Genomic DNA, 22,350 nt, shown 5'->3' with positions numbered 1-22,350 from the left:
CCGTTTCGTTCCGTACAAAAGCAGTTTACAACCCGAAGGCCTTCATCCTGCACGCGGCATTGCTGGATCAGGCTTGCGCCCATTGTCCAAAATTCCCCACTGCTGCCTCCCGTAGGAGTCTGGACCGTGTCTCAGTTCCAGTGTGGCTGGTCGTCCTCTCAGACCAGCTACAGATCGTCGCCTTGGTGGGCTTTTACCCCGCCAACTAGCTAATCTGATATCGGCCGCTCCAATCGCGCGAGGCTCTTGCGAGTCCCCCGCTTTCATCCAGAGATCGTATGCGGTATTAGCACAGCTTTCACTGCGTTATCCCCCACGACTGGGCACGTTCCGATATATTACTCACCCGTTCGCCACTCGTCAGCATCCGAAGACCTGTTACCGTTCGACTTGCATGTGTAAGGCATGCCGCCAGCGTTCAATCTGAGCCAGGATCAAACTCTATAGTTCGATCTTGATTTTTTTTGCCCCTGACTTTTACCACCAGGGGCCACTCATAAATTGGAATTGACATGAACTTCATTTCTGATATTCACATCTTCTTTTACTTCATGAGCGTTTGTAGTGCTAAGCACTAGTTCCGAAGAACTTGGCAATCGCATTCAAACGCCCACGCTTATCGGCTGTATATTTTTAAGGATCAACATCGCGGCTTTTACACCACTTTGCCAGACTCACTGTGATCAGCGAAGCCTTGTATTCTAGCATGCTTTTTGGAGCTTGCCGCAAGAAGCTTTTGACTTCTTGCTTATCTGCTGCAGCGTGTTTTGGAGTAAACCTTAACGCCGCCGTATTCAGCAGAGCTTCGAATTATATACTGGTTTTTACCCGTATCCGAAACATCTACTTCTTCCTGACCTTGCTTTCGCATCTTGCACATTGCTGTGCGTCATCAGCGCAGCCCTCGACTTTAGCACGGTTTACATCGGCATCCCACTGCCCGGCACTTTTAAATTGAGAACAGTCCCAAAAGGCATGGTTGCGCTGTCCATGGCATTCTGAGTACAGGCATGTAGCCATGCGCTCTATATAGAGAGGATGCTGTCCCTCTTGGCCCGGCTACCAAGAGGTGAAACCCGTAGGCCGGATAATCCCCCCAACATGGCACTCATTACCCTACTCGACGCCCAACTGGCTTTTGGACACGTCGCACTTCTCGATAAAGCCGCTTTTTCCCTTGAAACCACGGAGCGTGTGGGTCTGATTGGCCGCAACGGAGCGGGCAAATCATCCATGCTCAAGATTCTCGGTGGGCTAGAGAAGCCTGACGACGGCGCGATGCACGTGCAGCAAGGCCTGCGCATTGCCTACGTGGCCCAGGAACCGGTGTTGAACCCGGAAGATTCGGTGTTCAAATCCGCCAGCGTCGGCCTGGCCAGCGTGATCGCGGCGCGGGACCTGTATTTGTCTGGAGCCGATGGCGTAGATCTGGATGCCTTGCAGTCGCAGATCGAGGCGTTTGATGCCTGGAACTGGGAGCAGCGCGTTGAAGAAACCCTGCACCGCCTGCATCTGGACCCCGAAGCGATTGTCGGCACCCTGTCGGGCGGCACCAAGAAACGCGTGGCCCTAGCCCAGGCGCTGGTGGCCAAGCCCGACGTGCTGCTGCTCGACGAGCCGACCAACCACCTGGACCTGGATTCCATCGAGTGGCTGGAAGACCTGCTGATCGACTTCAACGGCAGCCTGATCACCATCACCCACGACCGCAGCTTCCTGAACCGCGTGGCGACCCGTATTGTGGAACTCGACCGCGGCAAACTCAACTCCTACCCCGGCAATTTCGAGCAGTACGTGCTGCAAAAAGAAGAACAACTGGCCCAAGAAGCCGTCATCTCGGCCAAGGCCGACAAGCTGCTGGCGCAAGAAGAAATTTGGGTGCGCCAAGGCGTGGCCGCCCGCCGCACCCGCAGCCAGAGCCGCGTGGTGCGCCTGGAAGCGCTGCGCTCCAGCCGCTCTGCGCGCCGCGATGCGCAAGGCAGCGTGAACCTGGATGTGGCCTCGGGCCAGTCCAGCGGCAAGATCGTGGCCGAGCTGACCGATGTGAGCAAGGCTTTTGGCAACAAGATCATCGTGCAGGGCTTCAGCGATGTAATTCTGCGCGGCGATAAGGTCGGCTTCCTGGGGGCCAACGGCGCTGGCAAGAGCACCCTACTGAAGTTGATCCTGGGCGAGATCCAGCCCGACAGCGGCAAGATCCGCCAGGGTGCGAACCTGCAGGTGGCCTACTTTGACCAGATGCGCAACGCGCTAGACCTGGACGCGACACTAGAAGACTTCATCAGCCCCGGTAGCGAATGGATCGAGATCGGCAACCAACGCAAGCACGTCAAGAGCTATCTGAGCGACTTTTTGTTCTCCCCGGCGCGCGCCAACTCCCCCGTGCGCTCACTCTCGGGCGGCGAACGCAACCGCTTGCTACTAGCCCGCCTGTTTGCCCGCCCGGCCAATGTGCTGGTGCTGGACGAACCGACCAACGATCTGGACATCGACACCCTAGAACTGCTGGAAGACCTGCTGCAAAACTACGAAGGCACCGTGTTCCTGGTCAGCCACGACCGGGCCTTTTTGGACAACGTGGTCACCAGCATCATTGCCCACGAACCCGAGGAGCGGCCTGGCTTCTGGCGCGAATACGAAGGCAGCGTGCAAGACTGGTTGATCCAGAGCAAGCGCGCCAAGCTGATCGCCGAAACCAATAAGAAAAACACGCCCCAGCGCGCGTCGAATGTGCAGGAATCGCTCTCAAATACAGAGCAAAAACCAGCGACAGCCGCCGTGACCACAAAGGCCCGCAAGCTCAGTTTCAAGGAGCAGCGGGAGCTCGACGGCCTGCCAGAACAGATTGCTGCGCTCGAAAAAGAGCAAGCCGACATCACCGCCACCCTGGCCGATGGCAGCGTCTACAGCAAGGATGCCGCACGCGCCGCCACCCTGGGCCAGCGCAATGCACATATCGACGAGCAACTGCTGGCGGCGCTGGAACGCTGGGAAATGCTGAGCGCCTGATTGCTATCGTTAAAATAGCTACTAGCGCATATATAACATGCGCTAGTGGCCTATTTCACACTTAGATTCGATTGTGCAGTCGATCGCCACTGGCACCCAGCTTGGCCAGCAAGGCGGGGGCAATTTTTTCCAACGGCAGCACCTCGTCGGCCGCACCATGGGCAATGGCTTCGCGCGGCATGCCGAAGACCACACAACTGGCTTCGTCCTGCACGTAGTTGTAGCTACCTTTATCGTGCATTTCGCGCATGGCGCGGGCTCCGTCGTTGCCCATGCCGGTCAGCATGATGCCGTAGGCGTTGCGCCCCACCATCTCGGCGCAGGATAAAAACAGCACCTCCACCGACGGCCGGTGGCGGTTTACCGGCTCGGCATCTTCCACCACGGCCACGTAGTTGGCCCCGCTGCGGTTGATGCGGAACTGCTTGCCGCCCGGCGCAATGTAGGCATGGCCGGGCAGGATGCGTTCACCGTGCGAGGCCTCCTTCACCGTGATCTGGCACAGGCTGTTCAGCCGCGCGGCAAAGCTGGTGGTAAAGCCTAGCGGCATGTGTTGGGTGATGACGATGGCGGGCGAATCGGCCGGCATGCAGACCAAAATTTCCTTGATGGCCTCGGTGCCGCCGGTAGAGGCGCCGATACAAATCATCTTTTCAGTGGATATCCGACCAATCAGGGCATTGGTAGAGCGCGCAGCCGAGGCCGGTGGTAGCACGGCGGCACCGGGCGCAGACACTATAGGCGACAAGGGGCGACGGAACTTGGCCACGGCCGCCACACGCACTTTGTCGACGATTTCAGACGCCAGATCGCGCAGGCCGTTGGCAAGGCCGATGCGGGGCTTGGCCACAAAGTCCACCGCGCCCAACTCCAGAGCCCGCAAAGTGACCTCGGCCCCCTGGGCGGTCATGGTGGAAATCATCACCACCGGCATGGGGCGCAGGCGCATCAAGCGGCCCAAAAAGTCGATGCCGTCCATGCGCGGCATTTCTACATCCAGAGTGATGACGTCCGGATCCAGGTCGCGGATCATTTCCCGGGCAATCAGCGGGTCGTTGGCCGCGCCAATGCACTCCATATCGGGCTGGCGGTTGATGATCTCGGTCAGCAGGCTGCGCACCAGCGCAGAGTCGTCCACCACCAGTACACGGATTTTCTTTATCACAGCACGCACTTAAAACAGATCGACCGAACCGCCGGACGTAGATTGCACCACCGTGGCCACGTTGCCACGCCGCTCGTTGACAGCCTGGTCGGGATGCGCGTGCGCCAGCCGCTTGACCATGGCCTTGCCGGTAACCGGAAAAAAGCACACTTTGCGCGGATAGATATCCAGCACATCTTGGGACAGCAGCGGAATGCGCTCGGTTTGCAAATAATCAATCACAAACTGGGTATTGCGTTCGCCCACGTTCATGGTGGTGAAATTAGACATGACCTGACCGCCACCAAAAATCTTGGCCTGTAAGGATTCGCGGCGAGCCCCATTTTTTAGCATTTCGTTGATCAGCAACTCCATCGCATAGGAACCGTAGCGGCCCGCACCAATGCCGTCTTCGCCATCGGGCAGCATGAAATGGTTCATGCCGCCGATCTGCGCCCGCGTGTCCCACAGGCAGGCGGCAATACAGGAACCCAGCACCGTCATGATGACCAGGTTTTCGTCCGATACGAAGTATTCGCCCGGCAGCACCTTGACGGCGTTGTACTGAAAGTGGTGGTCGGGGTAAAAAAACGAGGCTTCCCCCGGCTTGCGTGGCCGCGCCTTGAGCTCTTCAATGGTGCTGTTGCGCTCACTGGCGGGCCGCCCGGCAGGTAACGCGCCCACCCGGGACGCGCGACGCCGGTCGGCATCGGCTCCAGTAGGGAACTCGCCCGCCGCCATGCGCTGGGACAGCGAGGGGCCTGTGGTTCTAGGGATGTCCATAGTTTTTAAAGGCGCACGCTAAAGCCAAGCGGGTTGCGAAGGGTAGAACTAGCAACGCTCATAGCTGGTCTTCCCCCGCAAGATGAATAGATCACGCGATTCACTGAAGTTCTCTGCATGGCCGACGAACAGGGTGGCCCCAGGCTTCATCACGCGGTGGATGCGCTCCAGCACCGCCCGCTGGGTAGCTGCGTCAAAGTAAATCATCACGTTACGGCAAAACACCACGTCGAAATGCTCGCGAAACGGCCAGTCGTCGCGAATCAGGTTGACGCTGATGAAGTCGATCATGCGGCGCAGCTCGGGCTTGATGCGCACCAACCCGGCGTTGTCGCCCTTGCCGCGCAACAAGAACTTTTGCATCCGCCCCTGGTCCAGCCCCTTGAGGTTTTCCAGCCGGTAAATGCCCTGGGCTGCCGAGGCCAGCACCTTGGAGTCAATGTCGCTGGCCGTGAGCTTGAAAGTCGGGCTGGGGCCTAAGTTCTCTAGCGCGGTCATCGCGATAGAGTACGGTTCTTCGCCCGTAGACGAAGCGCTGCACCACACATTCCACGGCGTGTTGGCAGGCTTGGACTTGAATAGCGTAGCCAGAATCTCGAAGTGGTGCTGCTCGCGAAAAAACGCCGTGAGGTTGGTGGTGAGCGCATTCACAAACTCTTGCCACTCCGGCCCGTCGGTAGAGTGCTCCAGCCAGCCTAGGTAATCGCGGAAACTGTTGTGCCCGGTGTCGCGCAGCCGCCGTGACAGGCGGCTGTAGACCATGGCATGCTTGCCGTCGTGCAGCTTGATGCCTGCGTGCTTATAGATCAGCGACTGGACGCGTTCAAAGTCGGCATCGGTCCAGACAAACTCGCGGCCTTCCAAAACAGGACCGGTAGGGGCGGCAGCAGGAGATGGGCGCATGGGGGCGCGTGGCTCAGTCGGCAGACAGGCCCATATCGGGCCCGGACATCAAGCGCTCAATATCCAGCAGGATCAGCATACGGTCGCTGACCGAGCCCAGTCCCAGAATGCAGCTGTTGTCCACCACGCTATCGATGTCGGGGGCGGCCTTGACGCTCTCAGGTTGCAGCTCCAACACGTCGCTGACCGAATCCACCACGATGCCGACGATGCGGGTGCGCAGGTTCAGGATGATGACCACCGTGAAGCTGTTGTACTCGGCTTCGGAGCAGTTGAACTTGAGGCGCATGTCCACGATCGGCACGATAGTGCCGCGCAGATTCACCACACCTTTGATGAAGGTCGGGGCATTGGCGATCCGGGTGGGTGGCTCGTAGCCGCGGATCTCCTGCACCTTCAAAATATCAATGCCGTACTCTTCCTGGCTCAACCGGAATGTCAAATACTCTCTGGCCGCGGTAGTGGCCAAAGCCCCCGAACGTTCCATTGCACCCATAACCATCTCCTTCAACGTCTAACTATTTGAACTGCGGCGTACGGCGGTGGATCAATGCCGCGAGCGGCGCACCAGCGCGCCAATATCCAGGATCAGCGCCACTTTGCCGTCGCCCATGATGGTGGCGCCCGACACGTTGGACACTTTGCGGTAATTCGACTCCAGGTTTTTCACCACCACCTGGTGCTGGCCCAGCAGCTCATTGACCAGCAGGGCCACGCGGCTGCCTTCGGACTCGACCACCACCATGATGTTGTTGGCCTTTTCGGCATCGGCAATCGGCACCTGGAAGATCTTTTCCAGCGCAATCACCGGCATGTATTCGTCGCGCACCTTCACCAGTTGCGAGCCCTGGGCCACGGTGCTGACGGATTCGTCATTCACCTGGAAGGACTCGACCACCGACGACAGCGGCAGGATGTAAACCTCGTTGCCCACGCTGACCGACATGCCGTCCATGATGGCCAGGGTCAGCGGCAAGCGCACCGACACCTTCATGCCCAGGCCCTCGACCGATTCGATATCGACCGTGCCATTCAGCGACGCGATATTGCGCTTCACCACGTCCATGCCCACGCCCCGGCCCGACACATCGGTCACCACATCTGCGGTAGAAAAGCCGGGCGCAAAAATCAGTTGCCAGACTTCGGCATCGGTCATGGCATCGCTCACATCCAGGCCGCGTTCGCGGGCCTTGCGCAAGATTTTCTCGCGCGACATGCCTTTGCCGTCGTCGCGCACTTCGATCACGATGGAGCCGCCCTGGTGCGCAGCCGACAGGGTGATGGTGCCGTTTTCTGGCTTGCCCGCGGCGATACGGTCTTCGGGCATCTCGATACCATGGTCGCAACTGTTGCGCACCAGGTGGGTCAAGGGGTCGGTGATTTTCTCGACCAAGCCTTTGTCCAGTTCAGTCGATTCACCTTGGGTCACGAAGTCCACCTTTTTGCCCAGGCGGTTGGCCAGGTCGCGCAGCATGCGCGGAAAGCGGCTGAACACGATAGACATGGGGATCATGCGGATCGACATCACCGACTCTTGCAGGTCGCGGGTGTTGCGGTCCAGGTCGGCCAGCCCGGCAAACAGCTGCTGGTGCATGGCAGGCTCCAGCCCCTGGCTGTTTTGCGCCAGCATGGCCTGGGTGATCACCAGCTCGCCGACCAGGTTGATCAGTTGATCGACCTTTTTGATGTCTACCCGGATGGTGGTGGCTTCCAGCGGGGTCTGGCCCGCGGCTTTCTCGGCCTTGGCGGCTACGACAGCGGGGGTGGGCACCGGGTGCTCACCAGGATGGCCGGGCGATCCGGCGAAGAAACCGTACTCTTCCTCCACCGACACGGCGGGCGCAGCCACGCCAGCGACGGGTTCAGGTGCAGCAACTTCTGCGACGGCAGCCGGTGCGGCTTCGGCATCCAGATCGTGGATGCGTACCACATCCTTGGAGACATGGAACACAAACAGGTCGAGCAAGTCGTCATCGGTGGAGGTGGTTTCTACCCCAAACACGCGGGTGTCGGCGTTTTCACTGGCCAGGGTGGTGACCGTGCCCAGACCAGGAATATCGCGGAACAGCTCTTTCACCGCATCGGCCTGCTCCGGCTTGTCCAAAGGGCCAATGTGGATGACTAAAGAGCGCGAACCAGGGACCTTAGGCGCGGCTGGTGCCACCGGGGCCGCAACGGTCACCGGCGCAGGGGCCGGCGCTGCCACAGGCACGGCACCCGAGGCCAGTGCGCTGATGCGTTTGACCAAGGCCGAGGTGTTGACGGCCTCGCCCTCACCGCCCGCCTGGTGGCGCGCCAGCAGGCTGCGCGAGGAGTCGGCCGATTCCAGCAGCGCATCCACCATAGGCGGAATCAGCTTTAGCTCGTGGCGGCGCAATTTGTCCAGCAGCGACTCCATCTGGTGGGTCAGCTCGGCCACATCGGCAAATCCGAAGGTGGCGGCCCCGCCCTTGATCGAATGGGCGCAGCGGAAGATGCCGTTGAGTTCTTCGTCGTCGGTATTGGCCAAATCCAGGTCGAGCAGCATCTGCTCCATCTGGTCCAGGTTTTCGCCGGCCTCTTCAAAGAAGATTTGGTAGAACTGGGTCAGGTCAAAGTCAGCGCCTGAACTCGAATTGTCGGTGTGCATTTCAGCCATGTGGTTTCCTTGGGTGCCTGCGTTCAGCGAATGACTTTCTGGATGACCTCGATCAACCGGGCAGGGTCGAACGGTTTCACCAGCCAGCCCGTGGCCCCCGCACTGCGCCCGGCCTGCTTCATCTGGTCACTGGATTCGGTCGTCAAAATCAAAATTGGAATGGTTTTGTACTTGGGATGCTCACGTAGCAGCCGTGTCAGGCCAATGCCATCCAGCCGAGGCATGTTTTGGTCCACCAACACCAGGTCGATAGAGTGCGACTGGGCTTTCTCGAAAGCATCCTGTCCGTCCACTGCTTCAATGACCTGGTAGCCCGCTCCGGTCAACGTGAAGGACACCATCTTTCGCATAGAGGGTGAGTCGTCAACGGCAAGAATCGAATGCATGAAAAGCTCCAGCTAAAGATGAGAGTGCGCGTAAATAGAGAGGAACCGGCATGTCAGAAAAGCTCGATGGAACCCGCGTCCATTTCGCTCTGGGTCACCGGGTTGGGGCGGTCCGGCGCCAGAGCCGCATACGGCGCAGGCTCCTCGCCTTCGTCCTGCCCCATGGTTTCGGATGCCAACCGGAATGCGCAGCCTTGCAGCATCAAGGTGGTGTGCACGATCAGTTGTGAAGCCATGTCCTGGAATTGCAGCTCGGTGACGGCGGCGCGCAGGTCACTGCGCACACTGTCCATGGCTGGCATATCGGGCAAAGCCGCCGCCTGGAGCCCCTGGTTCACGCTGTTGAAGCGGGCCATCAGGTTGTCCATGGTGTGGCTGAGCAGGCTTTCCAGTCGGCTCAGGTCGTGCATTACCACCATCAGTGAATCTTGCAATTCAGCGACCAACATCACCGGTAGTTGCACTACAGGTCCTGTCGGTGAGGTTGGCTCTGTTTGCATGTATTCTCCGTCGCTGCAGGAAAGCCTTAGACAAATTGCCTCGTTTGAACGAATGTTAATTCTATTTCACATCCTGTTACGAACATTCTGCAAAATCGACCGCCATCCCACTGCAACTGCACGCCCACCATGCTGACATCCGCCTTTTATGTAGCTCACGCCATGCCGCCCCAGGAGCGCGCATGAGCCCCTGGCAGAAGCACCAGGCGATCCAGATCCTGCATCTGGAGGACTCGGCCATCGACCACCAGATCGTTGTGCGGGCCCTGCACAAACAAGGCCTGTCCTGCACCCTGCAGCGGGTGGAGACGCTGGCCGCGTTTACCGACCTCACCGGCAGCATCCGCTTTGATTTGATTCTGGCCGACTACCGGCTGCCGGGTTTTACAGCCATCGATGCCTGGCATGCGCTGCAGCAACAAGCCCAGCAGCCCCCTTTTGTGCTGCTATCGGGGGCCATCGGCGAGGCCGCAGCCGTGGATGCCATCCGGCTGGGCTTTAGCGACTACCTGCTCAAGGACGACATCAACAAGCTGGCGCACGTGATTGCCCGCGCCATCGAGGTGCGCGAGGTGCGCCAGGCCAAAGAGCGTGCCGATGCCGAGCTGGCCGCGTCCGAGCGCCGCCTGGCCGAGCTGGCCGAGCACCTGCAAAGCTCCATTGAGCAAGAGCGTGCCGCCATCGCCCGCGAGGTGCACGACGACATCGGTGGCTCGCTGGCCGCTGTCAAGCTGGACCTAGCCTGGCTGGCGCGCCACCACAAGGACGCACCATCGGCCGCACACCTGGGCTCGGCACTGGAAATGCTGCAACACGCCCTGGGCGCCAGCCAGCGCATCATGATGGACCTGCGTCCGCCGATTTTGGACCAGGGGCTCACCGCCGCCGTGCAGTGGCTGGCGCAAAGCTTCCAAAAACGCACCGGCATTGCCACCAGCTTCCACGCCACGTTTGAGCAGTTCAGCGCCAACAAAGCCATCCAGCTGGTGGCCTATCGCACCGCACAAGAAGCGTTGACCAATATCTCCAAACACGCGGAATGCAGCGCGGTGAGCATCGAGCTGACCGACGGCGAAGGCGTTTTGACACTGGAAGTTACCGACAACGGGCGCGGCTTGAACAAGGCCATGCTGGACAAACCCAAAGCCTTTGGGCTGCGCGGCCTGCACGAGCGGGCCAAAACCGTCGGTGGCTGGCTGGACATCAGCAACCGGGGTGGGGTGGGCACCTCCATCATCCTGTCGGTGCCACTACTTCCGCTGGTACCCGATACCGCCCCACAAGAAAGCTCCCCATGATCCATGTAGTTTTATGCGATGACCATGCCATGGTGCGGCGCGGCATCCGGGGCATGTTGTCGGAGGCGGTGGACATCCAGGTCACCGGCGAGGCATCGGGCTATGCCGAAGTGCGCGAACTGCTGCGCACCGCCACCTGCGACGTGCTGGTGCTGGACTTGAGCATGCCCGGCCGTGGCGGCATGGAGGTGCTGGCCAGCCTGCGTGAGGCCGACTCGCCCATCAAGGTGCTGGTGGTATCGATGTTCCCGGAGGACCAGTACGCGATTCGCTGCCTGCGCGCCGGGGCGCAAGGCTATGTCAACAAGGCGGGCGACCCCGAGGAACTGGTGCTGGCCGTGCGCACGGTGATGCAGGGCCGTAAATACGTCACCCCTGAGGTGGCGCAGATGCTGGTGGAAAGCCTGTCCAAGCCGGTGCTGGAAGTGCCACACGCTGCCTTGTCCGAGCGCGAAATGCAGACTCTGCTGAAAATTGCCTCGGGCAAACGCCTGTCCGACATCGCCGAAGAGCTGCTGCTCAGCCCCAAAACCGTCAGCGTCTACCGCACCCGGGTGTTGGAAAAGCTAAAACTGGCCAACAACGCCGAACTCACGGTGTACGCGATTCGCAATAATTTAGTCTAAAAACAATAGCGCCTTACGTAGACTTAATATACGCTAGGGCCAAATTTAAGGCATAGAAATTGTCGTAAAAATGCTAGCGCTGGGCTGCAAATAGATCGATGGCGCGTTCCATCAGCGCCATCACCGGCTGGTCCATCATCGGCAGAGTCACGGTCATTCCAATCAGGCCCATGGTCAGGGTGACGGGGAAGCCAATCGCGTAGATATTCATCTGCGGGGCCACGCGGGAGATCACGCCCATGGTCAAGTTGACGAACAGCAGCATAGCCACCATGGGCAGGGCCATCCACAGTGCGCTGGCAAACAGCTGGGCCCCCAGCGTGTACAGCTTGACCTGGGCCAGGACCTCCAGAAAATTGCCGTCCACGGGAAAGCTATCAAAGCTTTTGACCACGGCCATCAGCACGATCAGATGGCCGTTCATTACCACAAACAACAGCATCGACATGTGGCCCAGAAAGCGCGCCACTGCGCTGACCTGGGTGTTGCTACCGGGATCGAAAAAAGAGGCGAAGTTCAGCCCCATCTGCAAACCCACCAGTTCACCCGCCAGCTCTACCGAGGCAAACACCAGCCGCACCGCAAAACCGATGGACATGCCCACCCCCACCTGCTGGATGACCGCGCCCAGCGCCTGCGGGCTGTTCATGCTGATTTGGGGCTGGTTGACCAGGCTGGCCTGGGCGGCCAGGGCCACAAAAAAGGCCAGGCCGATCTTGGCCCGCTGCGGGATGGATTTGAGCGAGAACACCGGCGCCACGCTGAACATGGCCAGCACCCGCAAGAATGGCCAGAGGATGGGCGACAGCCACCCGGCCAGTTGGGCTTCGGTAAAGGTAAGCACCGAGGCAGTCTGTCGCTACAGAACCAGGGTGGGAATGGATTCGATGGTGCGGCGGATGTAGTCCACCAGCGTCGCCAGCATCCACGGCCCAGCCAGCGCAAACACCAGCATGCAGGCAATCAGCTTGGGCACAAAGGACAGGGTCGCCTCGTGGATCTGCGTAATGGCCTGGAAGATGCTCACCAGCAAGCCCACCACCAGCACGCTAACCAGAATAGGAGCCGACACCAGCAGCAGCAGCCACATGGCCTCTTGCCCCACGGTCAATACCATTTGCGAGTTCATGGTGTACCTCTACTACTGGACAAAGCTGGCTGCTAAAGAGCCGATCAACAGGTTCCAGCCGTCGGCCAGCACAAACAGCATCAGTTTGAACGGCAGCGCCACCAGCACCGGCGACAGCATCATCATGCCCAGCGACATCAGCACGCTGGCCACCACGATGTCGATCACCAGGAAGGGGATGAAAATCATGAAGCCGATCTGGAACGCCGACTTCAGCTCGCTGGTCACAAATGCAGGCACCAGAACCCGCAGCGGAGCGGTCTCGGCGGTCACGCCGGGCTCCAGCCGGGCCAGCTTGGCAAACAGCGCAAAGTCGGACTGCCGGGTTTGTTTGAGCATGAACTGGCGCACCGGGGCTTCGCCCTTCTCCAGCGCCTGCTCGAAACTGATGGTGTTGGCGGTGTAGGGGGCGTAGGCCTCTTTATAAACCCGGTCAAAGGTCGGACCCATGACAAAAAAGGTCAGGAATAGCGACAAGCCGATCACGATCTGGTTCGGCGGTGCCGACTGCGTACCCAGCGCCTGGCGCAGCAGCGACAGCACGATGACGATGCGGGTAAAGCCCGTCATCATCAGCAAAATCGCCGGCAAAAACGACAGCGCGGTAAAGAACAGCAGCGTCTGGATAGGCACCGAGTAGCTCACGCCCTGCCCGCCCGCGCCAATCAGCAGCGGCAAGGTGCCCGCCGCCTGCGCAAACACCGGCGCATGCACCACGCCCACCAAGGCTGGTAGCCACCAGCGGGCCTGTGCGGCCAGGCGACCGCCCTTAAACATGGTCCGTCCCGTCCTGCAGCTTGGCAGCCACGGTGGCATAGGCCGAGGGTACAGAGGCAATGGGCGCAGTGTGCAGGCAGGTAATCGATTGCCCGGTCACCCCCAGCACCAGCCAGGTCCGCGCGCCCTCGGGACCAACCTCGACCGTCACCACGCGCTGGTGCGGGCCCACGCCCACGGCCGACACCACGCGGGCGTTGCCAGACGTGGCCACCCCGCCCCCCTGGGCGCGGCGCTGTATCCATTTAATAGCCAACGGCAGCATGGCCATCACGGCCACAAACAGCACCACCACCAGCAAGGTCTGCCCCATCATGGTGGATCAGCCTTTGCTGAGGCGTTTCAGCCGCTCGGACGGCGTGACCACGTCGGTCAGGCGGATACCGAACTTGTCGTTTACCACCACCACCTCGCCCTGGGCGATCAGGTAGCCATTGATCAGCACGTCCATGGGCTCACCCGCCAACGCATCCAGCTCCACCACAGAGCCCTGCGCCAGCTGCAAGATGTATTTGATCGGCACCTTGGTGCGGCCCAGCTCTACCGACAGGGTGACCGGGATATCCAGCACCATGTTGATGTCTTGCGATCCGCCGCCACCGTCTTTGTCCTTGGACATGGGACCATTGCCAAACAGAGGTCCGCCCTGGCTGGTGTCTTCGGGCTTGGCTTCGGCTACCTTTTGCTCTTCCAGGGCCTCGGCCCAGGCGGCCATCGGGTCTTCTTCGTCTTCTGTCTTTTTATCCGTTGCCATTCATTTCTCCCTGGTGATTGCCATCTTCTTTGCGCAGGCATTCTTCAATGCGAATCGCATACTTGGAATTGTGGGTTCCGTACTGGCAGTCAAATATCGGTACGCCCCCGATCGAGGCCCGGATGCGCGGCTCACGCTCCAGCTCGATGAAGTCGCCTGGTTTCATGCTCAAAAGTTGCTCTACCGTGGCATCGGCCCGGGCCAGCTCGGCCACCAGCGTGACCTCGGCAGACTGGATTTCGCGACTCAGCAAAGTGATCCAGCGGCGGTCCACCTCGACCGAATCGCCCTGGGTGCTGGAATACAGCACGTCCCGGATCGGCTCCAAGGTGGCGTACGGCATGCAGATGTGGATAGCGCCGGTGATGTCGCCAATCTCCAGCTGGAACACCGTGGACACCACGATTTCGCTGGGCGTGGCGATGTTGGCAAACTGGGGCTGCATCTCCGAGCGCTGGTAGTCCAGCTCCAGTGGGTAAATGCCGTGCCAGGCCTTTTTGTACTCGGTGCAAATCACATCGACCATGCGGTTGATCACCCGCTGCTCGGTCATCGAAAACTCGCGCCCTTCGATACGGGTCTGGAACTTGCCCACGCCGCCGTACAAGGTGTCGATCACCCCAAACACCAGCGAGGGCTCGCAAACGATCAGGCCACTGCCGCGCAACGGGCGGATGGCCATGATGTTGAAATTGGTGGGCACCGCCAGCTCGCGCAAAAAGGCGCTGTAGCGCTGCACCTGCACCGTCCCCACCGAGATTTCGGGGCTGCGGCGGATGAAGTTGAACAAGCCGATGCGGAAGTTACGGGCAAAGCGCTCGTTGACGATCTCCATGGTCGGCATGCGACCCCGAACGATCTTTTCCTGGCTGGAAATATCGTAGTTACGGATTTCCCCGGTCTCGAAAACGGCTTCTACCGTTTTTTGGCTTTCGCCCGTGACGCCTTCGAGCAGGGCATCAACTTCTTCTTGGGATAGGAATGATTCACTCATGAAGCAACTCCATGGTGGTCGGTCATTGGATGATGAAACTGGAAAACAGCACGCTCACAATCGGGCTGGCGGCGGCGACATGCTTCTTTTTGCTCTTCTTTTTGGGAGCTGCATCGGCCTCTTCGTCGTCCGGCTCGTCCACCTCGTAGCCCAGGGGCGTAGACACTTCCCGCAGGATTTCGTGGGCCAGCTTTTCCTTGCCCTCCTTGGTCAGCAGCTCATCCGAGGTACGCTGCGAAATCAATAGCAGTACCGCACTGCGGATGATGGGCAAGTTGGCTTTTACGGCATCCGAGGTGTGCTGGTCCACCACACCAATGGTGATACCGACCTGGGCAAATTTTTCGCCCCCGGCATCCGCCAGATTCACCACCATGTTGTCCATGGGCAAAAACACGGGTGGTGTGGTGGGCTTGGCCGAGGAATGGGATGCAGGTGCCGCGTCTTCCCCGTCTTCGGTGGCAGGATGGCGCAAGAAGAAGAACCAGCCCCCACCGCCCAGTACCAGCAGCAAAACGACCGCCATGATGATGACGAGCATTTTCTTGCCCTTGGCCTTGGGGGGAGCAGACGCTTCAGCGGCAGCAGGTGCAGACACAATAATTCCTTCCGGGGTGGGGCGGATTGCAGCCCACGTTCGCCATCAATTCAAAGCCTATGCCCGGATTATTCATCCAGACGCTTCGGATAATAGCCAGATAAGCGGTGCAAAACCGCCGCATTCGCGTGGCTCAGGCTCGCTATACGAATAGATCGACCGCACGGCCAGAAGTGCCTTTGGGTGCAGTGGGGCGCACTGCGGCGACTTCGGGTGCCGACCTAGCCGTATTTTGCCGCCCTTCCGAGGGTGCGCGGCGCTCCCGGGCGTTCGTACCACCGGCACCGGATGAACCCACCGACAGGCCCGAAAGCACCATACCCTGGCTTTGCAGCAGGTCCTTCAAATGCGCAGCGGCACCGGTCAGCAGATCACGGGTTTCCAGTTGGTCAGTCCGGAACGCCACATGCGCCTCGTTGCCCGACAAACTAATGCTGACCTGCACCGGCTGGGCATCGACCCCGTCGAAGGTTAGTTCGGCATTCTGGATACCCTGCGATATCCAATAGCTGACTTGGTCGGCCACGGCCGCCTCAGGAGCGGGTTGGCTGGTATCCACGCTGGCGGCGGCGCTCTCAAAATGGACTGTCGGGGTAAAGTGGCTGTGGCTTATCCCGCCTTCGGGCGCTTTATCGACAACCAGGCCCTCGCGCTCATCGCTGGTTTCACGGATGGCCAGTTGCATGGCCTCAGTGGCATCGGTCGCAGCCTGCAGCGCAGTGGCACCCGTGACGGGCATGGTCCACACGCCGCCACTGGCCATGGTGGCCACCTGGTCGGCCCGCGCGTCCGCCGCCGCCGTACCCAATACGGGCTTGGCAAGTCCTTTGCTGCCCTGGCCTGCTGTATCTTGCGCACCGTTGCCTGCAGCCGCCAACCGGCTCTGGATTTGCTCAAACACCGACGCATAGTTGGCCAAACTGGCCGACTGGGTGCGCGCATCCGGCACCACCGATGGCAGGGCCGCGTTGGCAGCCGCCGCAGCGTTGCTTGCCGCACCGGCAGCATCGGACTTCAATGCCGCCAGGGGCCCCGTGCCCTGGAGTGCATCTGTGGTCCCGGATGCGCCGGACGCCGCGGCGGTGGACACGGGTACCGCCAGTGGCGCCGGCACCGGTGGCAAATAGGCGGCCATCCAAGTGGCGGCATCAGCGCTGGTGGTACCGGTAGCGGTAGATTTGTTCGCCCCCACAGGCTTTTTCAGGCTAGGACCTTGATCGGCCGCCGTTGCATCGGGCGCAAGCAGTGCGCCATCGGTGGGCACCTCCGTATCGGTATCCAGACCCTCCAGCAAATCCCGGAACTCCTGGGTGCTCTTGTCGGCTGCCTTACTCTCGGCCGTGGGCTTGCCTGTGCCTTGCGAAGCCGACGGTGCAGGTGGAACGGGCTTGGTGGGGGCCAGTGCGATAGGAACGGATTCAATGGCCATGGGAGTCCTCACCAAATTGTTGGTCTATTGATTTGCCAAACCGCTGCGCAGCAAATTCGTCGATTTGCTTCTGTTCGCGGCGGTTTTGTAGCCGATCGGCTTCTACTTGTTTGTTGCGGCACACCTGCTTCAGGGTAGCCACCCGGATTTCTGCCTCGGTCAGCTGTTTTTTTGCAGCCTCTACCCAGCGGGCGTTGTCGGCCAGGATGCCCAGCTGCATCTGGATGGCCTGCGCCAGGCGCTCCATGAACTGGTAATGGTGGCGCATCAGCTCGGGCACGGCACAGGTTTGGGCCTGCGCCATCCAACGCGCCTCGGTTTCTGTGGCGTAGGTTTCCAACTGGGTAAGTTGCTCATGGGCGGCAATGTATTTTTGCTGCGCTTGGCCCACCGCACGGCTGGCTGCATCACGCTTCAAGCTGGCCACATCCACGGCCACCGCCAGGGTTTTCAGCAGGGACATGGCAATGCCCAGCTAGTCATCGTGCACCTGCTGCTTTGGAAATACTCTGCTCCATCTCGGCCAGGCTGCGCGGCAACGGAGATGCCTCATACATTCCCTGCTGCAAAAATGCAGCCATGCCGCCGCTGAGGCGAATGGCTTCGTCTAGCCCGGGGTCGGAACCCGCGGCATACGCACCGATCTGCACCAGGTCGCGCCCCTTCTGGTAGCGTGAGTTGACCATGCGAAAGCGCCGCGCCGCCTCGAAATGCGCCGGGCTAACCACGTTGTGCATCACCCGCGAGGCCGATTGCTCAATGTCGATGGCCGGGAAGTGCCCGGCTTCGGCCAGGGACCGCGACAGCACGATGTGGCCGTCCAAAATTGCCCGGGCGGCATCGGCAATCGGGTCTTGCTGGTCGTCGCCCTCGGTCAGCACGGTATAGAAAGCGGTGATCGAGCCCACGCCGTTCAGGCCGTTTCCGCTGCGTTCCACCAACTGGGGCAGCTTGGCAAAGCACGAGGGCGGGTAGCCTTTGGTGGCCGGGGGTTCCCCAATGGCCAGGGCGATTTCACGCTGGGCCATGGCAAAACGGGTGAGCGAGTCCATCAGCAGCAGCACATGCTGGCCTTTGTCGCGGAAATACTCGGCTACGGCGGTGGCATACGCGGCACCCTGTAGGCGCAACAGCGGCGGCGCGTCGGCCGGGGCCGCCACCACCACCGAACGGGCACGGCCATCAGCCCCCAAAATATCTTCGACAAATTCTTTGACTTCACGGCCCCGCTCGCCGATCAGGCCGACCACGATCACGTCGGCCTGGGTGTAGCGGGCCATCATGCCCAACAACACGCTTTTGCCCACACCCGAGCCTGCAAACAGGCCGATGCGCTGGCCGCGCCCGACGGTCAGCATGCCGTTGATGGCGCGCACGCCGGTGTCCAGCGGCTCACGCACCGGGTCACGGTCCATGGCGTTGATAGGGCTGCGGTCCAGCGGCTGCGAGCGCACGTTGCGGATAGGGCCACCGTGGTCGAGCGGCACGCCTTGGGCATCCACCACCCGGCCCAGCAAGCCGTCACCAATCGGCAAACGCAAAACACCGGCCGCCCCCGCCGCTTTGTCGCTCCGCCCATCGCCCAAACGGGGCACCGAAACAAACGGCGGCGCAGGCACCACGCTGGCACCGCTGCTCAGGCCGTGTACATCGCCTGCGGGCATCAAAAAGGCCTTGTCATTGGAGAAACCCACCACTTCCACCAACACCGATGGGCGTCCCGGCGTGGTGACCAGGCACTGCGAACCCACGGCGCTGCGCACACCCGCAGCCTCCAGCACCAAACCCGCCAAACGGGTCAGGGTGCCCCGCACTTCCAAGGTGCAGCCGGTATCGACGCGCTGCTGCGCGTCGGCCATAAATTGCGACCAGACATGCTTGTCCTGTGGGTGGTCAGCGTCCATCTTCCACATCCCCATCCGTCCAGGCGGATGCCAGCCCCAGATTGGCCACCGCCCGCTCCCAGCGCTTGGACAGCGTGCCGTCAATCACCGTACCGCCCGATTCGACCATGCAGCCCCCGCGCTCCACGGTGGCATCGGGCAGCCATGTCAGGGCGGGTGATGGGAAAGCCTCTTTCAGCGGGGCCTGCAGCACCGCCAAATCCTCCGGGTGCAGCTTGATAACAGCGGCCTTGCCGTCCATGACCAGCATGCCCAGCGCTTCGCGGACAACCGGCTCCAAAGCGGCGGTGTCCACGCTCAGTTCGCGGCGCACGATTTGGCGTGCAAGGCCACAAGCCAGGGCCAACACCTGCTGGGCCATGTCTTGCTCCACCTGGGCCAGGCGCATTTGCATGGCGACGAGCAGATCGGCCAGGCTGTGCGCTGTGTCTGCGCCCTGCCCTTGCACGAATGCATCGAGTTTTTGGTTGCCTTCCAGGGTGGCTTCGGCCAAGCCCTGGGCCAGACCGGCGGCGTGGCCGTCGGCCCAGGCACGGTCCAGGCGGACCTGCTCGGGTTCTTCTGGCTCCAGCTCGGGTTCAGGTTCGGGCAACAGGTCCAGTACCGTCGGCACCAGGGGGCCGACCGCACCAAACCGCCACTCCGACACCTCGCCCAGCTCTTCGCTGCGGATGAAGCGCGAGTGGGCGCGGGACGAACTGCGGTTGTTAGACAAAACCATCGTCGCCTCCTCCGCCCAGCACCACCTGGCCTTCGTCTACCAGGCGGCGCACGATCTTGAGCACTTCCTTTTGCTGCGCTTCGACTTCGGACAAGCGCATAGGCCCGCGCGACTCCAGGTCTTCGCGCATGGATTCGGCAGCCCGGCTGGACATATTGGCCAGGATTTTCTCCTTGAGCTCGGGCGAAGCGCCCTTCAGCGCCACGACCAGGGTCTCGGAGGCCACCTCTTTGAGCACCATCTGGATGGACTTGTTGTCCAGCTTGGCCACGTCGTCGAAGACAAACATCTTGTCCACGATCTTCTGCGCCAAGTCGGAATCAAAGCCCTTGATGGATTCGATAACCGTGCCTTCGATGTTGGCACCCAGCAAGTTGATGATTTCGGCCGCGGCCTTGACACCGCCCAGCGAGGATTTGCGGATCTTGTCGCCACCGGCCAGCACCTTGAACAGCACTTCGTTCAGGTCTTTCAAGGCCGTGGGCTGGATACCTTCCAGCGTGGCCACCCGCAGCAGCACCTCGTTGCGCTGGCGCTCGGTCAGTTGCTTGAGCACGGCGGCCGATTGCTCGTAGTCCAGGTGGACCAGAATGGCCGCCACGATTTGCGGGTGCTCGTTGCGCAGCAGTTCGGCCACCGACAACGGGTCCATCCACTTCAGGCTTTCAATGCCCGACACATCGCCGCCCAGCAAGATGCGGTCGATCAACAAAGATGCCTTGTCGTCGCCCAGCGCCCGGCGCAACACCGCCTTGACGTAGTCGGCCGTGTCGTTGACCAGCAGACTCTGGGCCGCAGCGGCGGCGGTAAAGCGCACCAGCACCTGGTCTACCTTTTCACGGGTCACCACCTTGGTTTTAGCAATGGTTTCGCCCAGCTTCTGGACCTCTTTGGGCGACAGGTGTTTAAAGACCTCGGCGGCCTCCTCCTCGCCCAGAGACATTAAAAAAATAGCCGCGTCGGTAAGACCTTGTTCGTCCATGGGGTTGCCTCAGTCTTCGCCGTTGATCCAGTTTTTTACGATATTGGCCACAGCGGTGGAGTTGGTGCGGGCCAGTTGGCGCGCATCCTCCAGCCGCAACTGGTGGTCGGTGGGGGCCAGAATCTGGATGCCGTCGGGGCCGATGATGGTGCCGCGCGGCGTATCTCCCGCCACCAACGCATCCAGTGGGCCACCCAGCGGCCCCATACCCAGCGCCAGCGGTTGCCCATCCGGGCCCAGGGCTGCAGGCTCCACCGGCACCGGTTTGGGCTCCGCCATCGCTTTCAAAGCAGGGCGCACCAGGCCCAGAATCACCAGCAGCGCCAGCAGCACAGTGCCCACCGGCCAGGCCAAGTTACGGGCCATCTCCAGGGTTTCGGGTTGTTTCCACAGCGGAGTGTTGTCTACCACCGGTACGTCCACCAGGAAGGGCGCGTTCATCAGGTTGACCGAATCACCACGGTCTTTGTTGAAGCCGATGGACTCGCGCACCAGGGCGGTCATTTGCTCGATTTGCTGCTCACTCAGCGCTTTGGTGGTGGGCTGGCCCTTTTCGTCGGCAGCAACGGCGTGGTTCACCACCACAGCAGCGCTCAGCCGTTTGATGGAACCGGAGCCGCCGCGCACCACCCGCACCGTCTTGTCCACCTCGTAATTGGTCACAGATTCGCGCTTGGCACCGGCTGCCGGGCCGCCCGCTGCGGCCGCACCGGCCGAGCCAGCAGCGGTCAAGGCCACGGCGGGGCCGTTGATGGGCGCGGCGGCCGAAGCCGGTGGCTGGTTGGAGGTGGCTCCGGGGATGCCGCTGGGCTGCGGCGAGCCCTGGGCCCCGCCACCGGTTTCTACCACCTGCTGGCTGCGCACGGCGCTGGCATCGGTAGCCAGATTGGGCCGGTGCGATTCGGCGGTGGACTCGGTTTGCGAAAAATCAACCTCGGCCGTGACCTGGGCTTTAACGTTCTGGCGGCCCACAATCGGCTCCAGCATGTCCAGGATGCGGCGGCTGTACTGTTGCTCAATCCGTTGCACGTACTGCAGTTGCTCGGCATCGGCTCCGCCCGTGCCGTCGGGCGACTGCGACAGCAGCTTGCCGGTGTCGTCGAGCACGCTAACGGCGCTGGGCAGCAGCTCGGGCACGCTGGAGGCGACCAAATGCACGATGCCCGCCAGCTGCGTGCGGTCGAGCGACTGGCCGGGCTGCAGGCTCACCAAGATCGATGCCGAGGGTTTTTGCTGTTCTCTGAAAAATCCGTTTTGGCTGGGCAGGGCCAAGTGCACCCGTGCGCTGGACACGGACGACAAGGCTTGGATGGAACGGGTCAATTCGCCCTCCAAGCCGCGCTGGAAGGCCAGCCGCTCCTGGAACTGCGTCATGCCAAAGCGGTTGGCTTCCATCAGCTCGAAGCCGACCACCGAGCCCTTGGGCAGACCCAGGGAGGCCAGGCGCAAACGGGTGTCGTGCACTTTATCGGCAGGCACCATGATGGCACCGCCGCCCTCGGTGTACTTGTAGGGCACATTCATTTGCGACAATTGCGCCACGATGGCACCACCGTCTTTGTCGGCCAGGTTGGTATAGAGCACCTTGTAGTCCGGCTGCCGCCCCAACAGTACGGCTATTAAAGCCCCCACCACCAGCAAAGCGATACCCGCGCCCAAGCGCATACGCTGCGGACGGTCCAAATTGGCCAGTCTTTGCGTCAATGGCGAGAGGGTCGGTGCGGGTATTTCGGCGACTGCAGACATCATGCTTTCCGGATCGGTATGGCGCGAGC

Annotated in this window: 23 protein-coding genes and 1 rRNA gene; 3 read left to right on the top strand and 21 right to left on the bottom strand. The window is 61.1% G+C overall.

Annotation, left to right across the window (positions count from 1 at the left end):
- Positions 1–450, bottom strand: a 16S ribosomal RNA gene (locus Q0T48_RS07295); the annotation flags it as partial.
- Between the two features lie 651 nt (positions 451–1,101).
- Here Q0T48_RS07295 and Q0T48_RS07290 point away from each other — a divergent pair.
- Positions 1,102–3,009, top strand: a complete 1,908-nt coding sequence (locus tag Q0T48_RS07290; protein WP_295954450.1) for an ATP-binding cassette domain-containing protein — start codon at positions 1,102–1,104, stop codon at positions 3,007–3,009.
- A 61-nt stretch (positions 3,010–3,070) separates the two neighbouring features.
- On the opposite strand, the gene Q0T48_RS07285 is transcribed toward Q0T48_RS07290, so the two are convergent.
- From Q0T48_RS07285 to Q0T48_RS07255, 7 genes are read right to left on the bottom strand one after another with little or no spacing between them, the layout of a single operon-like run.
- Positions 3,071–4,174 (bottom strand): chemotaxis response regulator protein-glutamate methylesterase, encoded by a 1,104-nt coding sequence (locus tag Q0T48_RS07285; protein ID WP_295954447.1) that lies wholly within the window; start codon positions 4,172–4,174, stop codon positions 3,071–3,073.
- Positions 4,175–4,183: 9 nt separating this feature from the next.
- Positions 4,184–4,936: a chemoreceptor glutamine deamidase CheD gene (cheD, locus tag Q0T48_RS07280; RefSeq protein WP_295954445.1), complete on the bottom strand. Its 753-nt coding sequence runs from the start codon at positions 4,934–4,936 to the stop codon at positions 4,184–4,186.
- Between the two features lie 48 nt (positions 4,937–4,984).
- Positions 4,985–5,839 (bottom strand): CheR family methyltransferase, encoded by an 855-nt coding sequence (locus Q0T48_RS07275; protein ID WP_295954443.1) that lies wholly within the window; start codon positions 5,837–5,839, stop codon positions 4,985–4,987.
- Between the two features lie 13 nt (positions 5,840–5,852).
- Positions 5,853–6,335, bottom strand: coding sequence for a chemotaxis protein CheW (locus tag Q0T48_RS07270; protein WP_295954441.1), 483 nt, complete (start codon positions 6,333–6,335; stop codon positions 5,853–5,855).
- 51 nt (positions 6,336–6,386) lie between these two features.
- Entirely contained in the window at positions 6,387–8,477 is a 2,091-nt protein-coding gene (locus Q0T48_RS07265) for a chemotaxis protein CheW (RefSeq protein WP_295954439.1), read from the bottom strand.
- 23 nt (positions 8,478–8,500) lie between these two features.
- Complete coding sequence (locus tag Q0T48_RS07260; protein ID WP_295954435.1) at positions 8,501–8,863, bottom strand: response regulator; 363 nt, start codon at positions 8,861–8,863, stop codon at positions 8,501–8,503.
- A 53-nt stretch (positions 8,864–8,916) separates the two neighbouring features.
- A complete protein-coding gene (locus tag Q0T48_RS07255; RefSeq protein WP_295954432.1) occupies positions 8,917–9,363 on the bottom strand; it encodes a hypothetical protein in 447 nt (148 codons plus the stop codon).
- Between the two features lie 182 nt (positions 9,364–9,545).
- Here Q0T48_RS07255 and Q0T48_RS07250 point away from each other — a divergent pair, with 182 nt between their 5' ends.
- Both Q0T48_RS07250 and Q0T48_RS07245 read left to right on the top strand, forming a co-directional pair.
- Positions 9,546–10,661 (top strand): response regulator, encoded by a 1,116-nt coding sequence (locus Q0T48_RS07250; protein WP_295954430.1) that lies wholly within the window; start codon positions 9,546–9,548, stop codon positions 10,659–10,661.
- On the top strand, positions 10,658–11,287 hold the full coding sequence (locus tag Q0T48_RS07245) for a response regulator transcription factor (RefSeq protein WP_295954426.1): 630 nt from the start codon (positions 10,658–10,660) through the stop codon (positions 11,285–11,287). Before Q0T48_RS07250 ends, Q0T48_RS07245 begins: the two co-directional genes overlap by 4 nt.
- A gap of 73 nt (positions 11,288–11,360) precedes the next feature.
- Here Q0T48_RS07245 and fliR read toward each other — a convergent pair whose 3' ends face one another.
- From fliR to fliF, 13 genes are all read right to left on the bottom strand, one after another.
- Positions 11,361–12,131 (bottom strand): flagellar biosynthetic protein FliR, encoded by a 771-nt coding sequence (gene fliR / locus Q0T48_RS07240; protein ID WP_295954424.1) that lies wholly within the window; start codon positions 12,129–12,131, stop codon positions 11,361–11,363.
- Between the two features lie 15 nt (positions 12,132–12,146).
- Positions 12,147–12,416, bottom strand: coding sequence for a flagellar biosynthesis protein FliQ (fliQ, locus tag Q0T48_RS07235; RefSeq protein ID WP_295954421.1), 270 nt, complete (start codon positions 12,414–12,416; stop codon positions 12,147–12,149).
- Between the two features lie 12 nt (positions 12,417–12,428).
- Positions 12,429–13,193, bottom strand: a complete 765-nt coding sequence (fliP, locus tag Q0T48_RS07230) for a flagellar type III secretion system pore protein FliP (RefSeq protein ID WP_295954420.1) — start codon at positions 13,191–13,193, stop codon at positions 12,429–12,431.
- Positions 13,186–13,509, bottom strand: a complete 324-nt coding sequence (locus Q0T48_RS07225; RefSeq protein WP_366887942.1) for a flagellar biosynthetic protein FliO — start codon at positions 13,507–13,509, stop codon at positions 13,186–13,188. The genes fliP and Q0T48_RS07225 overlap by 8 nt, the downstream gene beginning before the upstream one ends.
- A 6-nt stretch (positions 13,510–13,515) precedes the next feature.
- Positions 13,516–13,947: a flagellar motor switch protein FliN gene (gene fliN, locus Q0T48_RS07220; protein WP_295954417.1), complete on the bottom strand. Its 432-nt coding sequence runs from the start codon at positions 13,945–13,947 to the stop codon at positions 13,516–13,518.
- On the bottom strand, positions 13,934–14,941 hold the full coding sequence (gene fliM / locus Q0T48_RS07215) for a flagellar motor switch protein FliM (protein ID WP_295954414.1): 1,008 nt from the start codon (positions 14,939–14,941) through the stop codon (positions 13,934–13,936). Before fliM ends, fliN begins: the two co-directional genes overlap by 14 nt.
- A 22-nt stretch (positions 14,942–14,963) precedes the next feature.
- Complete coding sequence (locus Q0T48_RS07210; protein ID WP_295954410.1) at positions 14,964–15,539, bottom strand: flagellar basal body-associated FliL family protein; 576 nt, start codon at positions 15,537–15,539, stop codon at positions 14,964–14,966.
- Between the two features lie 142 nt (positions 15,540–15,681).
- The gene (locus Q0T48_RS07205; protein ID WP_295954409.1) at positions 15,682–16,968 is read right to left on the bottom strand and encodes a flagellar hook-length control protein FliK; all 1,287 of its coding nucleotides are present in this window, start codon (positions 16,966–16,968) and stop codon (positions 15,682–15,684) included.
- A complete protein-coding gene (fliJ, locus tag Q0T48_RS07200; protein ID WP_295954407.1) occupies positions 16,958–17,431 on the bottom strand; it encodes a flagellar export protein FliJ in 474 nt (157 codons plus the stop codon). The genes Q0T48_RS07205 and fliJ overlap by 11 nt, the downstream gene beginning before the upstream one ends.
- Before the next feature lie 16 nt (positions 17,432–17,447).
- Entirely contained in the window at positions 17,448–18,872 is a 1,425-nt protein-coding gene (fliI, locus tag Q0T48_RS07195; protein ID WP_295954404.1) for a flagellar protein export ATPase FliI, read from the bottom strand.
- Entirely contained in the window at positions 18,862–19,593 is a 732-nt protein-coding gene (locus Q0T48_RS07190) for a flagellar assembly protein FliH (protein WP_295954401.1), read from the bottom strand. The genes fliI and Q0T48_RS07190 overlap by 11 nt, the downstream gene beginning before the upstream one ends.
- Positions 19,580–20,575, bottom strand: a complete 996-nt coding sequence (gene fliG / locus Q0T48_RS07185) for a flagellar motor switch protein FliG (RefSeq protein ID WP_295954398.1) — start codon at positions 20,573–20,575, stop codon at positions 19,580–19,582. Before fliG ends, Q0T48_RS07190 begins: the two co-directional genes overlap by 14 nt.
- Positions 20,576–20,584: 9 nt before the next feature.
- Positions 20,585–22,321 carry a flagellar basal-body MS-ring/collar protein FliF gene (fliF, locus tag Q0T48_RS07180; protein ID WP_295954395.1) on the bottom strand — a complete coding sequence of 579 codons (1,737 nt, stop codon included), beginning with the start codon at positions 22,319–22,321 and terminating at the stop codon, positions 20,585–20,587.
- Positions 22,322–22,350: the final 29 nt, after the last annotated feature.

The sequence above is a fragment of the Rhodoferax sp. genome (assembly GCF_025354435.1).
Taxonomy (GTDB): domain Bacteria; phylum Pseudomonadota; class Gammaproteobacteria; order Burkholderiales; family Burkholderiaceae_C; genus Rhodoferax_B.
This window is presented reverse-complemented; position numbering and strand designations above follow the sequence as displayed.